Source organism: Peribacillus sp. P4_B1 (genome assembly GCF_056402395.1).
In genome coordinates, this window is sequence record NZ_JBFUHM010000032.1 from 15,090 (window position 1) to 28,366 (window position 13,277).

General features: G+C 37.9%; 10 protein-coding genes and 2 pseudogenes. 8 read left to right on the top strand and 4 right to left on the bottom strand.

What is annotated here, in order from left to right; translation table 11 throughout:
• The first annotated feature begins 111 nt into the window (after nucleotides 1-111).
• From AC1DVK_RS17590 to AC1DVK_RS17605, 4 genes are all read left to right on the top strand, one after another.
• Entirely contained in the window at nucleotides 112-1,398 is a 1,287-nt protein-coding gene (locus AC1DVK_RS17590; RefSeq protein WP_477627017.1) for an ABC transporter substrate-binding protein, read from the top strand.
• 41 nt (nucleotides 1,399-1,439) lie between these two features.
• On the top strand, nucleotides 1,440-2,318 hold the full coding sequence (locus AC1DVK_RS17595) for a carbohydrate ABC transporter permease (RefSeq protein WP_034307788.1): 879 nt from the start codon (nucleotides 1,440-1,442) through the stop codon (nucleotides 2,316-2,318).
• 86 nt (nucleotides 2,319-2,404) lie between these two features.
• Nucleotides 2,405-3,211 carry a carbohydrate ABC transporter permease gene (locus AC1DVK_RS17600; RefSeq protein ID WP_477627037.1) on the top strand — a complete coding sequence of 269 codons (807 nt, stop codon included), beginning with the start codon at nucleotides 2,405-2,407 and terminating at the stop codon, nucleotides 3,209-3,211.
• A gap of 17 nt (nucleotides 3,212-3,228) precedes the next feature.
• Complete coding sequence (locus AC1DVK_RS17605) at nucleotides 3,229-4,065, top strand: PfkB family carbohydrate kinase (RefSeq protein ID WP_477627018.1); 837 nt, start codon at nucleotides 3,229-3,231, stop codon at nucleotides 4,063-4,065.
• A gap of 36 nt (nucleotides 4,066-4,101) precedes the next feature.
• On the opposite strand, the gene AC1DVK_RS17610 is transcribed toward AC1DVK_RS17605, so the two are convergent.
• Complete coding sequence (locus AC1DVK_RS17610) at nucleotides 4,102-4,860, bottom strand: GntR family transcriptional regulator (RefSeq protein WP_089363224.1); 759 nt, start codon at nucleotides 4,858-4,860, stop codon at nucleotides 4,102-4,104.
• 340 nt (nucleotides 4,861-5,200) lie between these two features.
• Between AC1DVK_RS17610 and AC1DVK_RS17615 the strand changes: the two genes are divergently transcribed.
• Complete coding sequence (locus tag AC1DVK_RS17615; RefSeq protein ID WP_477627038.1) at nucleotides 5,201-6,397, top strand: M14 family zinc carboxypeptidase; 1,197 nt, start codon at nucleotides 5,201-5,203, stop codon at nucleotides 6,395-6,397.
• A gap of 542 nt (nucleotides 6,398-6,939) precedes the next feature.
• Complete coding sequence (locus tag AC1DVK_RS17620; protein ID WP_477627039.1) at nucleotides 6,940-7,959, top strand: M14 family zinc carboxypeptidase; 1,020 nt, start codon at nucleotides 6,940-6,942, stop codon at nucleotides 7,957-7,959.
• A gap of 186 nt (nucleotides 7,960-8,145) precedes the next feature.
• Here AC1DVK_RS17620 and speB read toward each other — a convergent pair whose 3' ends face one another.
• Complete coding sequence (gene speB / locus AC1DVK_RS17625) at nucleotides 8,146-9,114, bottom strand: agmatinase (RefSeq protein WP_413022489.1); 969 nt, start codon at nucleotides 9,112-9,114, stop codon at nucleotides 8,146-8,148.
• Between the two features lie 422 nt (nucleotides 9,115-9,536).
• Between speB and AC1DVK_RS17630 the strand changes: the two genes are divergently transcribed.
• Nucleotides 9,537-10,883: an APC family permease gene (locus tag AC1DVK_RS17630; RefSeq protein ID WP_477627019.1), complete on the top strand. Its 1,347-nt coding sequence runs from the start codon at nucleotides 9,537-9,539 to the stop codon at nucleotides 10,881-10,883.
• Between the two features lie 316 nt (nucleotides 10,884-11,199).
• A pseudogene (locus AC1DVK_RS17635) lies at nucleotides 11,200-11,375 on the top strand (transposase); the annotation flags it as partial.
• Here the strand turns inward: AC1DVK_RS17635 and AC1DVK_RS17640 are convergent.
• Nucleotides 11,374-11,741: pseudogene (locus AC1DVK_RS17640) on the bottom strand (transposase); the annotation flags it as partial. The pseudogenes AC1DVK_RS17635 and AC1DVK_RS17640 overlap by 2 nt on opposite strands.
• A gap of 558 nt (nucleotides 11,742-12,299) precedes the next feature.
• A complete protein-coding gene (locus tag AC1DVK_RS17645; protein ID WP_477627020.1) occupies nucleotides 12,300-13,151 on the bottom strand; it encodes a MurR/RpiR family transcriptional regulator in 852 nt (283 codons plus the stop codon).
• Nucleotides 13,152-13,277 lie beyond the last annotated feature (126 nt).

The window sequence follows — 13,277 nt, forward strand, 5'->3', positions numbered from 1 at the left end:
GGAGAAAACTTAATATTCTGTATATTTTATTTACGAATTATACTATAATGTTTTATAACATTATAGTATAATTTCCTGATATTAAAAGCATTTATAAAAAGGAGGGTATTCATGAGAAAAACAAAACTTATATTTGCATCATTTTTAAGTTTATCTTTAATGCTTGGGGGATGTTCTGGTGAAAAAACAGCTTCAGAATCAGATGTTGGAAAAACTACCTTAACATTTTTCCATAGGTGGCCAAAGGAACCGGAAAAAACTTACTTTAATGAAGTTGTAAAAGAATTTGAAAAACAAAACCCCGATATCCATATTAAAACCGAAGCAGTGCTAAACGATTCGTATAAAGACAAAATTAAAGTAATGACTGGTACAAATAATCCACCTGATGTTTATTTCTCATGGAGTGATGAATTTGCCAGTCAGTTTGTGCGAGGAAATAAAGCTTTGGATTTAACTTCTTATTATAAAAACGATCCGACATGGTCTTCTCAACTCGTTCCATCCCAAGTCAAACCATATACATTTAATAATAAGGTGTATGGTGTCCCCGTAACAATGGATGGGAAAATGTTTTTCTATAACAAGGATGTTTTCGAAAAATTGAACATATACCCACCTAAAACATGGAATGAATTAATCGATGTATTAAAAGTGTTAAAAAAGAATAACTACACAGCCATTCAATTCGGCAGTCAAGATACTTGGACAATTTCCCATTATGTGGGCACATTGAATCAACGTCTGGTTAGTCCGGAAGTGCTGGCAATGGATTATAATCGAAAAACCGGAAAATTTAAGGATGACGACTACATAAAAGCGCTTGAGAAATTCCAAGAGTTGTTACCTTACTTTAATAAGAATACTAATTCAATAGATCATGAATATGCAAGGCAGCAATTTTCAAATGGTAAAGCACCTATGTTTTATGCAGAAACGGCAGAGATCAAGTTATTTGGACCTACTAAGTTTGAACTTGGAATGTTTAACTTTCCTGAAGTGGAAGGAGGAAAGGGTAATCAAACAAATCTAACGGGATCACCTGAAGGCTTTATGATTTCTTCTAAGACAAAGCATCCCAAAGAAGCGATGGAGTTTTTAAAGTTTCTAACCACTAAACAGATGGGAGAGAAACTAGTCACTGATGTGGGCAAGTATAGTGCAGTTAAAGGAACGGTGAATGAAAATAATTCTTCCCCGGAACAGCTGGAAGCGGTCCAAAGCATATTAAACACAAAAGAAATGGCCCCATGGTTTGACATGAGCATTGATGCGCGTATTGCAGATGCCTATTTAACCGGAACACAAATGATGTTAAATGGAGATAAAACACCTAAACAAATTATGCGTGATGTTCAAAAAGCTGCTGATACTGTTAGAACTGAAGCGGGGAAATAAGGGAATTCATTTTTCCGTTTTATTAAGGGAGTGATATTTTAATGATAAAACCCGATAAATTTGTACCTTATCTATATCTTCTTCCAGCCTTAGTTTTTTTATTGCTTGTTTATATTCCCATTTTCCAGAATATTGGCGATAGTATGTATAATTGGAGTACATTTTCACCAGATAAAGCATTTGTAGGGATGGATAACTACTTTACTTTATTTAAAGATCCCGTATTTTATGAAGCTTTAAAAAATAATATTCTTTATGCTGTCATTTCAATTGTTTTCCAGGTTTTTGGAGGGTTAATTGTTGCAGCTGTTTTAGAAGATAAATTAATCCGTAAATTTTCACCTATCTTTCGCACAGTCTATTTTTTGCCGGTCGTCGTTTCAATGACAGTCATCGCATTGCTGTTTTCATTTTTTTACAACCCGGAAGTGGGATTATTAAATCAGTTTCTTAAAATGATTGGATTGAATAATTTAGCACTGCCATGGTTGGGTGATAGTGAAACGGCAATTTATGCAGTCATTGCTGTCTCACAGTGGCAATCGATTGGTTATATAGCCATGCTATATATCGTATCCATTCAAAAAATTTCACCTGAACTATATGAAGCAGCTGAAATGGATGGAGCGAATAAAATAAAAACGTTTTTTCACATTACGGTTCCAGCAACAAAGGAAATGACATTCGTCGCCGTAATATTAACATTGACTGGTGCCTTTACAGTGTTTAATGAGCCATATATCTTAACCGGAGGGGGACCGGGAACTTCTTCTGAAGTCCTGAGTACCTATTTATATAAAACGGCTTTTTCAAAAGATATGATGGGATATGCTTCTGCCATAGCAACGGTTATCTTAATTATTACGTTACTTATTTCTCTTGTTCAAATGAAAATATTTAAAACGGGAAAGGAGGACTAATAATGGAGATGCCTAAATCAACGATCGGACTACCGGAATTAGTTGTGGAAGATCTAGAGTATGCAAGGAAAAGAAAAACCTATAATATGAGACTAGCCCTTGTTTATGCAGGTTTGATCGTCTACTTTCTTGTTGTTGCATATCCCTTATTATGGATGGTCATCAGTTCATTCAAAAGCACAGAGGAAATTTTCAACCATAGTTGGTCACTCCCTCATACATGGTTGTTTGAAAATTATGTTACAGCTTGGAATAGTGGGATTTCTTCCTACTTTTTAAATAGTGTCATGGTTACTGGCATGACTTGTATTCTAACGGTATTAGTAAGTGCGTTGGGTGCCTACGGATTATCTCGCTTTGATTTTCGTGGAAAGGCTTTCATTTTGGTCATATGCTTAGGCGGTTTGATGCTATCTCCCCAAGTAAGCCTGATCCCTTTGTATAATATCATTCAGAAGCTAGGTATATATAACACACACTGGGCGCTAATCTTACCTTATGTAGCATACAGAATTCCGCTAACCATCTTGTTGATTCGGGCTTACTTCCTGTCCATTCCGAAAGAACTGGAAGAGGCTGCCCGGTTGGATGGATGTACGAATCTTGGAATCCTTTTTAGGATTTTCATCCCTATGAGTAAGCCTATTTTATTAACAACGGCAATTTTAACAGCTTACTATACATGGAATGAATTTATGTTCGCCATCATCTTCATAGACGATGATAGTTTACGTACGATACCAGCCGGTCTAATGCAATTCCGAGATGCACTGCAAACCGATTGGGGTGTGTTACTTTCTGGATTAACTATTTCAGCGGCACCTATCGTCATTTTATTTTTATTCATGCAGAAGTATTTTATCCGTGGAATTGCGAGTGGAAGTGTAAAATGATAACAGGGGGAACAGGCATGAAGTTAATTGGAATTGGAGATAACGTAGTAGATTTTTATAAAGACCAAGGAAAGATATATCCTGGCGGCAATTCATTAAACGTGGCAGTCATGTGCAATCGTTTAAATGATGAGCAATCTTCATATATTGGCATTGTAGGTAATGATGTGGCGGCAGACCATGTGTTAGAGGTATTGCAAAAGGAAAAGATGGAGATTAGTAGAGTAAGACAAGCAGTAGGAGAGAATGGGATGGCCGTCGTCGCGTTGGATAAGGACGGGGACCGAATTTTTGTTGGTTCCAATAAGGGGGGAATTCAATCTAGATTGGGGATTGTACTGAATGACAAGGATTTGGATTATATTCGGCAACACGACCTTCTTCATACAAGTGTATATAGCCGAATAGAGCATAATCTTCCAATATTAAGCCAATTCATTGACATTTCTTTTGATTTTTCGACAAATCAAGAGGATCACTATTTACAAAAGGCTTGTCCGTATGTGACATATGCATTTTTTTCCGGAAGCAATTTGAACGAGGCAGAGTGCAATGCACTGATTCAAAAGGTGCATTCGTTCGGCACAAAAGTGATATGTGTTACTCGTGGGGAAAAGGGAGCAATTTTATCAACTGAAAATCAATTATATGAACAAGCTATTATCCAAACCAAAGTTGTAGATACGTTGGGGGCGGGAGATTCTTTTATTGCTGGTTTTCTCTCATCGTACGTCCAGGGTCAAGATGTATATAAAGCTTTACAAAAAGGAGCTTTAGTGGCCTCCCAAACCTGTCAGGACTATGGTGCTTTCGGGTATGGTAAAGAATATCATCCTGACCATATGATGGTTTAAAATGATTTAGATGGAAAAAGGTAACGAGATCCCGGATTAGGACGGGGATTCGTTACCTTTTTCTTGTGATATGGAACTATCAATCGTAAAAGTCACTCGATTAGCAGGATAATAGAGGAAGGATGAATGGATAGGTTGCTTCTTAGCGTCATATGCCACTTTCTCCACTTTGAAAAGGGGGTCTCCCACTTCGCATTCTAAATATTTTGCTTCATCGGCATTTGCCAAAACCATATTTAAAAGTTTCGTGTTATGAACAGGAGTTATATTATATTTATGCTTTATGATATCATACATGGAAACAGAGTTATGGACATGTTGATTTAAATCAGGCAGGACCTTTAAGGAATAATGAGAAATTTCTAAGGTGAGAGGTTGATTATCATAGTATAAGATCCGTTGTAATTCAAGAACATCACTTTCAGGGGTAATCTCCAAGGATTTGGAAATATTAGCCGATGCAGGTATGATCCCAAATGAAAGGATTTTTGTTTGAGGTATCTTCCCTAATTCTGACATATATTCAGCATGACCATTAACAGCAAATAATTCCCTTTTTACTTTAGGATATTGGACAAATGTTCCCTTTCCTTGTTGGCGTATTAGAAGACCCTCTTCCACCAAGTCCAAAACCGCCTTTCTGACAGTAATGCGACTTACTCCATATATGTCACATAATTCTGTTTCGGTTGGTAATCTTTCGCCAGGAGAGTAAATCCCTTTGTTTATATCTTCGATAATAGATTGTTTTAATTGTATGTATAATGGTGTAGAACTATTTGTGTTGAGTTTCATGTTTTCCCCTTTCTCGTATTTTTCCTTTTATTATAACGTAATGTGATGTTATAGTACAAATCTTCAATTCGACTAAATGCATAGCCAATATATATATGGTTAAAGGCATCCGGCAACAACGATCCGAGATAACAATGTCGGGGATCGTTGTTGTGGGAAAATATGCATTTTTGCACAGCTAACCTAAAAAGAGTATAAATTAGGGCAGCACCCAACTTTTAGCTAAAGCTGGTGCCCGCATCATAAAATAGCCATAATACGACACCAAATTCCAACATATTTCTACTTTGCCATTTTGTCTAATGAGATAGAAAAATATTTTATGTAAGTGATTGTTGCAATGTTAAAAAATGGAAAATTATTTTCAACTCTAGGAGTTGCCGTTTTATCGGCAAGTATTGCGGCACCAACATTTGCAGCTAATGAAACATCCCCGGGAACACCCATTCAACAAACTTATTCGGTTTCAGGTTTTACAGATCATGCTGAACTAGGGAAAAAGCTAGAACAAATTGCGAGTGATAGCCAAGGTAAAGTAAAAGTGGAGGTAGCTGGATATTCCAATAGACATAGAGAAATCTATAAAGCAACCGTGGGAACTGGCGACAAAGTCGTTTTCATTCAAAGTGAGATCCATGGAAATGAGAAAACCGGTACGGATGCCATCTTGAATATCTTGAGGTTTTTGGGAACCAGCTCTCCTGAAGCGGAAAAAATTCGTAAGGAAATTACCTTGGTCGCTTTGCCTAAAGTGAATCCCGATGCCGCTGAATTGAACCGTCGGGGAAATGATATGACTTGGGCAGAGGTCGTGGAACAGTTTCCGCAGTTAGCAGGAGCGAATCCATCATGGAACTACTATACATACAAAAATGAATCATTCGATTATGAGTCCAAACCAGGTTTCGATGTTAATCGTGACTTTAATCCTGATTTAAATTATATTCCCCAAGCTAAAGACTTCCCTGGAAAATCATCCACCCCTGGTTGGTTCATAACACCTGAATCACAAACAACACGTGATGTTTACAAATCTCTACTGAAGCAATACGGTAAGGTGGAGATTTTTGTGGACCTGCATCACCAAGCTCCCTATTATGAAGTGGATGGAACGGATGATTTAGTCACCTACTCGATTTCCGCTCAATTTGTTCCTGATCCAAGCTCGCCTTCAGGACAGGATTATGCAAAATATGCAAAAAACTATAATTATGATTTTTCCAGACAATTGAATGTGGCGGTATATAATGCCATGAAAGCACAAGGTAATTCTCCATATGGGAATATATCCTTGTATCCGCAAAATCAAAACCTTCCTGGAACGGCTTTAGGAGCCTTTGCTTTAAACGGAATCGGGACAGTACTCTTTGAAGTTAGAGGTCAAACACAGTCTTTTGGCCAAAAGAAAAAAGGCATGCTCATTAAATCAGTTGAAAGAGGCCTATATGGAATAATTGATGGAGTTACTGATGGCTCTGTATATAAAATCAATCCGGAACAATACGAGTCAATTCCACTGACGGAGGGCAGGCAATAATAAAAGTGAGGAAAAGATAGTTTTATAAATTCCAGCCTATATTGAAGGAACCAGACGGAACTCTAGGCAAAAGTGTTCTATCTAAAAGTAAGACAAAGTTGATTGGAGCCGGGTGTTCGAGACTCCTGCTTAGAAAAGCGCGTCTAGGGGAGACCCCCGCAGGAGAAAGCCCGAGGGGGCTCCCCCGACCGCCCGCGGAAAGCGAGTGCCCTACGTTCCAATCAACGTCCAAATTGTACAGGCCATAAAAATAGACAAACTCGATTTTCATCAAGTTTGTCTACAGTCTGACCAGACTGGTGTCCGTCTGGTTTTCTTCATCGGGAACAAAAGTGGTTTTTGAATGTCGCCTTTGTAACTCTTTTCAAGTTATATTGCGTAGAAGAAAACTATTTGCAAACATAGGTATTTTTCACTATTAACACAAAGTGCTAAAAATGTCAGAATATTAGTAATAGTTATTTTTATGATTATTAAATGAAAAGGGAGGTTTTTTTTTGAATTTTAAGAAGAAAGTTCTAACAGTTTCATTATCTAGTTTAATGTCTTTAAGCGCTGTAACAGCTGTTGCGCTACCAGTCGGAGCGGTTGGAAATGGCCCCACTGCTGGAAATGGTCAAGTGACAACTTCAAATCTGCATACATACGAAAGCTTGGTAAGTTATCTAAAAACCCAGGATGCTAAACAAGAAAGGTTGGCATTGGAAGTAATCGGGGAAACGGTAAAAGGAAGAGATATTTATCTTGCGAAATATATTTCCAATCCTAAAAACCCAACTATACTATTTTTAACTCAACAGCATGGAAATGAACAGCTGACTACTGAGGGTGCACTGGAGTTCATTAAACATTTAGGAACGAATAAGACTAAAGGGATATTGGAGAATGTTAACATTCTTATTATTCCAATGTTAAACGCAGATGGGGCAATGGGAGATGTTAATTTCCCTCTTGATGACTATTTAGCAAAAGGTGATCGGCATCTTACACGGGCAAATGCAAATGGGATCGACTTGAACCGTGAGCATGATAAAAAAACTGATAACATGCAAGTAGAGGTAAAGGCTTTACACGAAAATGTATTTGCGAAATACGATATAGATTACATGATAGATTTACATCATCAAGGGACGCTAAGCGAAACGGACGGTGAACTTGTTTCAGGTTCAATTCTTTATCCTACAAACGCAAATGTAAAGCCTGAAGTGTTAGAAGCCTCAAAAAAACTGGGTGCTGTCGTATATAACTCCATTGAACCAACTGGTTGGGGGCATATTGGTAAATATGATGGCGGTTCTGGAGAAAATATAGGCCGTAATGGTGCAGCCGTTCGCTATGATATTGCCACACTGCTCTTTGAGATGCGCGGTATGTCGGACCACAATGTCGAGTCAGTAGCGCTTGGACAAAAAAGTAATGGCTATCTAATAAAGCAAACGGTAACCACTTTGGATGCAGCTGTCAGAGCTATTGCCGATGATTCAATTGAAACTGTCGATGCAAGCTTTTGGGACACCCTGCCAACACAAACGAATCGTTCTGGGGGAGAATCAGACGAATAAAATGATGACACATCCCATTCTGGGATGTGTTTTTTTAAAATTTCCGCATACCATAGAAGCTCAAACTTGCTCATATTTATAGGACAAGATAAGAGATGACATAGAAAAAAGGCATCTGCTTTAACCGTTAGCAGATGCCTTTTTGAACGATTACAGTTTGGATCTGAAATGCCCCTTCATTTACTTCTATAAACTTTTTTCGGCTGAATTCTCCTTTTTTTCTTCTTCTTTTAGTTGTAAGGCTACTAGACTGGCAAAGTCATGAATGATGGTGGCTGCCAGTAGTGATGTAATTTGTGTTGGATCATACGGCGGGAGGACTTCCACCAGGTCGAACCCAATAAAGTTGAATCCTTGCAGAGAGCGTATCATTTCTAGGGTTTCAAAGCTATTTAGACCGCCGACCTCCAATGTGCCAGTCCCAGGAGCGCAGGATGGATCGACAAAATCAATATCGAATGTCAAGAAACATGGTGTATCCCCAATGGTTTTCTTAACTTCCTTCACGACATCTTCGATTCCTCTCTTCTTCAGCTCGGGCGTAGTTATCACATTGTACCCTAGTTCTGTACTGGAATCTAAATCTCCTGGATGATTGAGCGTACCTCTGATGCCAATCTGGAAAACTTTATCCGTTTGGAGTAAGCCTTCCTCATATGCACGGATAAACGGGGAACCATGCCAGTATTTTTCTTCATAATAAGTATCCCAAGTATCTGTATGTGAATCAAAATGAAGAAGTGCAACAGGACCGTGGATTTTTGCGGCTGCTCTTAAATTAGCCAATGTTACTGAATGATCTCCTCCGATGCCTATTGGAATGATCCCGTTTTTCATCAAGTCTGACATAGCCTTTTCAATTAACTCATAGCTTCGATGTATATTATGGGGAATCACCGAAACGTCCCCGATATCAATTGCATTACATTCGTCAAAAGGAAATACCTTGTGAATGGGATGATAAGGAAACAACGTCATGGATGCTTGGCGGACTGCCTGTGGAGCAAACCGGGCTCCTACCCTGAATGAAGCAGCTGTATCAAAAGGCACACCTACCACTGCCAATTTGGCATTTTCCCTTGAAGAAGGTAAGCGCATAAATGAACCGGTCGTACAAAACTCTGGTTTAACATCAGGTGATAAAGGATATTTCATTTTTTCTATTCCTCCATTTTCTTATAACTATAGTAGTTTTGAAACTCATATAAATGAATTCCTATGGATGATTAATTATGCAATTATCATGCCAAGTCACAGTAAGTGGTTTTTTGTGGCTTCTAACCAGATATCATTTGAATGGAATATGCAAGTGCGAATAATTTATGGGAAATTGAATCGCCAATTATAAGATGCTGAACGATTTTTATTCCTATAAATCAATCCAATGCAGGTAAGAATGCAGGAATAAGAAACATTTTTAGCGTAATTCATTTATCGAAGTAAACCGAAATCAGATGGCACAAAACTTGCATTAAGGTATACAGTTGAAACTTTTATAAAGAGGGAGGCATTGAAATTTATCAATTTAAAAAATATTGATCCTACAATTTGAAAACGGTTTCAAGGAGGAATGATAGGTGGAAAATGAGGTAACATTGAAAAGAACGCTGAAATTATGGCAAATTGTTATGATGGGGTTAGCTTATATGACACCCATGGTCGTATTTGATACATTTGGCATTGTATCTGGGATTACGGGGGGCCATGTGCCGACTGCTTATATCGTCGCGTTGGTAGGGATGCTTTTTACAGCTGCAAGCTATGGAAAACTAGTAAAGGTTTTTCCCGCTGCAGGTTCTGCCTATACTTATACGCAAAAGGCCATTAACCGACATTTAGGATTCCTGGTAGGATGGTCTTCGTTGTTAGACTATTTATTTTTACCTATGGTAAATGCATTGTTGACCAAAATTTACCTAACTGCTTTATTTCCAGAAGTTCCATCATGGCTATGGGTAGTATTATTCGTAGCAATTGTCACCATTCTCAATCTCCGCAGCGTTAATGTACTTGCTAACTTTAATGCTCTTTTTGTTTTAATTCAGATTGCCATCATGGCAGTGTTCATCATTCTTGTTATCAAAGGTTTGCACAATGGAGAAGGTACAGGGGAAGTGTTTACAATAATGCCTTTCATAAATGAAGGAATGGACTATTCGGCTATTATAACCGGAGCCACGATTCTTTGTTTTTCCTTTTTGGGGTTTGATGCGGTAACGACACTATCTGAGGAGACGCCAAATCCGAAAAAAACGATTCCAAAAGCGATATTTTTAACTGCACTTTGGGGTGGAATCATCTTCATTACCTCTTCTTTCTTTATTCAGCTCTTTTTTCCGGATATATCGCGTTTTAAAGAACCTGATGCTGCGTTGCCGGAAATCGCCCTTTATGTAGGTGGAAAGCTATTCCAATCCATTTTTCTGTGCACGACTCTCGTCAATACGCTAGCATCAGGACTCGCATCACATGCCAGCGTTTCACGACTTTTGTATGTCATGGGTCGTGATAAAGTGTTTCCGGAAAAATGGTTTGGGTTTATTCACCCTAAGTGGAAAACGCCAGCCATTAATGTTCTCATAGTTGGAGTCATTTCATTGTCGGCTTTATTCTTTGATCTAGTCACAGCTGCATCACTGATCAACTTTGGTGCATTAATGGCATTTACCTTTGTAAATCTGTCAGTGGTCAGCCATTTTATCATTCGGGAAAAAAAGCATCGTACTATAAAGGGATATATCAATTACTTAATTATGCCTTTAATCGGAACTATATCAATTGGCATTCTCTGGATCAATCTTGAGACAAGTTCACTAATAATGGGGTCAGGGTGGTTTATTATTGGTTTTTGTTATTTATTATATATCACAAAGGCATTCCGAACGGCCCCGCCTCAATATCAAGTTGAAGAGATTCAGCTATGAGACTCGCAGGGAAAAACGCATCCTAAAAAGGATGCGTCAGACTGTAGACAAACCTTGAACTGCCCCGTAAATGTTAGAGGCCAAACTAACATTTATGGGGTGTTTTTTTATTGCTTGTACAATTTGAACGTTGATTTGAACGTAGGGCACTCGCTTTCCGCGGGCGGTCGGCCCTCGGCTTTCGCCTTTGGTGTCTCCCCTAGACGCGCTTTTCCCGCAGGAGTCTCGCACACTCGCTCCAATGAACTTTGAGTATTAAAACTTGAGGTGATGAGGATGCTTTCTAAACATATATATTCAGCGAGATAAACTTGAAATGATTACTTTAGATCAACTGGTGCCAGCGAACCATTTGGTCCGAAAAATGGAGGCCGCCATTGACTTCTCATTCCTATATGACTTGGAGAAAGGTATGTTTCAGAGGTAGGACGCCCAAGTATTGATCCAGTTATTTTATTTAAACTGACATTCATTCAATATACAATCGGTATTCTTCCTTATTAAGTTTATCCAGTGGAAAAGGTTTTTTATTATGGTTTTCACGGTCTTGATTTATTTCTTCTTGAAGTCGTCCTTGATACGCACGTGTTTCCTAGCGAACGATTTTCTTTTCGAATCTTCGAATATTTGCAATGGCTTTCACATGTGTGGAATCGACAAATATGTGCTCTGCGCTGATTAACTTTCTAAAAGCAGCTGTCATTAAGATGCGATAGAAAATCTGTAAATAAGTCTGTATCTTTCATAATTTTTCCCGAACGTTGAAAGAGGCACTTTATCATGGCAACCATAGCCTAAGAACTAACGGTAAGCTATATTTGTTTCAACTTCTTCAATCGTTTTACGCATGGTTGACAAGTAATTGAAAAAGATGGGAAACCAGAAGCTGTTACCGCATATGCAGCTTATAAAAAACAGGCGATTACAAGTTATCTATTTGGTCATAAAATAACACCGGCTTTAAACATAACTAAGTTTACGATGAACATTTTGATTGTTACACCTTTGCCCATCGGGAGAGATTTTTAAATACTCCACGACGAATAAAGAGGGCATCGCGAGTAAAAATCAGACCCAATTCCTTAATGTTGAGCAAAATTCAAAGGGAATTTCAAAAGGGGTTCAGAATGGTTTAATTCTGAACCCCTTTTGTCGACAAACTGACGCATCCTAAAAAGGATGCTTTTTTTTACTATTTGTATTTATTTTTTCCATATGCAAATGGATGCTTATGAATGAATTCATATGTCTGGAAGAGTGTATCTTTAACCATGATTGCAGCGGCTAGTAACAACCAGCAATAGTGTTCAAAGCGGTCACCAAATATTAGTAGGGTGATAGATAGGGAGAATGTCGGACGACTGCTTGTTTACATGACGTTCTAAAGTTAGCAATACAAGGATGAGTTTGTCCTGGCTATCTTCTAAGACGAAGAATCTCTTCACGTGCTTTTTGATAATTATCTATGGTTTGTTTATCGATTCGATGAAAAACACTTAAGAAAAGAGCATCAACCATGTTAAGTTGCAAGATTCTAGATGCTATACTGCCGATTCGGTGATCATGTTCGATGTCAGGAAAACAAAGTTGTATACTAGCTATTTTCAATAAAGGAGACTTTGTATAAGCGGTTATTGCCAATACAGGTACGTTTATCTTTTTTGCATATGAAGCCATCTCCAATACATCTTTAGTTTTTCCGGATGTGGAAAAAAGGACTAATGCATCTTCTGATGTGAAATTGGAAACATAGGAAATCACTGTATGAAAGTCAGTGTTCATTCCTGTAGTAACGCCAAGTTTAGCAAATTTATTACTGGCATCTAATGCAGCTGTAGAGGAGCCCCCGACACCAAAAAAAGCAATTTTCTTTGCCTTGCTTAAGCATTCTACTGCTTTTTCAAACTCTTTTTTGTTCAGAGTTTGTCCTAAGGAGTCTAAAGCAAATTTATTGCTCATTGTTACTTTTTGGAAAAGCTGATATGGAGTATCATTTTCCCGTAATAAAGAAAGATCATTAATGTTGGCATTATTTGAACTCATTTCTTTCACCAATGTATGTTGAAAGGTTTTAAAACTTTCTATACCCATTCTTTTACAAAAACGGACAACACTGGCTTGGGAAACATTAGCGTTGATTGATATTTCTTGAATCGTGTAAGTTTGCACCAAATCTGCATGATCCAATATATATTTGGCTACTTGCCGTTCAGCACGTGATAAGGAATCGGCTTTTTCTTTGATTTTTTGTAATAAAGTTGAGCTCATAGTATGTCCCCTTTATTAAAGATTTTAATAACTGCATGAAAACTTCTTATTGTTTCATTTATATCATAAATGAAATGTTTTTTGCACATTTAGCAAAAAAAAATACCAATTATGAAATTTTATTTC